This is a genomic window from Vibrio sp. 1641 (genome assembly GCF_033339995.1).
Classification (GTDB): domain Bacteria; phylum Pseudomonadota; class Gammaproteobacteria; order Enterobacterales; family Vibrionaceae; genus Vibrio; species Vibrio alginolyticus.
Genome location: NZ_JAWOVP010000111.1, coordinates 1 through 805 on the forward strand (window position 1 = coordinate 1; position 805 = coordinate 805).

At 45.2% G+C, this 805-nt stretch carries 1 protein-coding gene; it reads right to left on the reverse strand.

Going from position 1 to position 805, the window contains the following annotated elements:
* On the reverse strand, nt 1-545 hold a 545-nt coding region (locus R7Z47_RS24485; RefSeq protein ID WP_318130713.1), incomplete at its 3' end, for an IS30 family transposase.
* Nucleotides 546-805: the final 260 nt, after the last annotated feature.

The following is an 805-nucleotide window of genomic DNA, read 5'->3' on the forward strand; positions in this document are numbered from 1 at the left end:
ACGGTATCAATTTCCCAATGACCAGGCTCTTTTCGATGCTCAGCTTTTGCAGGTCTTTCGGTCATATGACGTTTTGCTGCCAGCCGACCTCGGCTGTCTTTTGAGTTATACCTTTTACGCCTTTTCTTAGTGGACTGGCGTAGGTGTTTCCATAGTGTTCCACCGAGAGTTTTGTCATTCCAAATGTGCTGATAAATGAGCTCGTGGCTCATTGTAGGATAGCCTCTTACCCTTAGGTATGCTACGATTTGGACAGGACTCCAATCCAGCCGTAGCAAGGCCTCAGGCAACCTAAAGTCGATTTCGCTGTAGCGCTTATTTCTGCGCGAGCGACTCAGCCGGTTGCGAGCCATTTGTTGGGCTCTCCATGCCTGATAGGAGTACCTTTTAAAGTGTCTGTTGTATCGGGAGTTGCGTTCAATTTCTCGATAGATAGTGGCTTTGTGACGCCCCAGTTGTTTAGCTATTTTAGCGGTACTAATCCCTTGCTTTCTGAGCGCAGAAATCATATACCTTTTGTTCTCAGTGAGGTGCGTGTATCTCATGTTTTTTACTTCTTGGCGAGAGCAAAGTTCATGATTATCGCACCTTACTGTTTTTTATGTTCAGAGGTGTCGCACTTCGTACTTGAATCCAAGACGGCTAACAAACTGTTTAAGAGTGATTCGCAACGCGTGGCATTTTTACTATGCGTTAGTTTTAGTGGTTAAGGTGGTATGCGGTGGCTTCGGTATTGCGTTGCTCACACCTTAACAGGGCGTTAGCTGAATAGGATGAAAACAATAATAATGGAATACTTGGATAG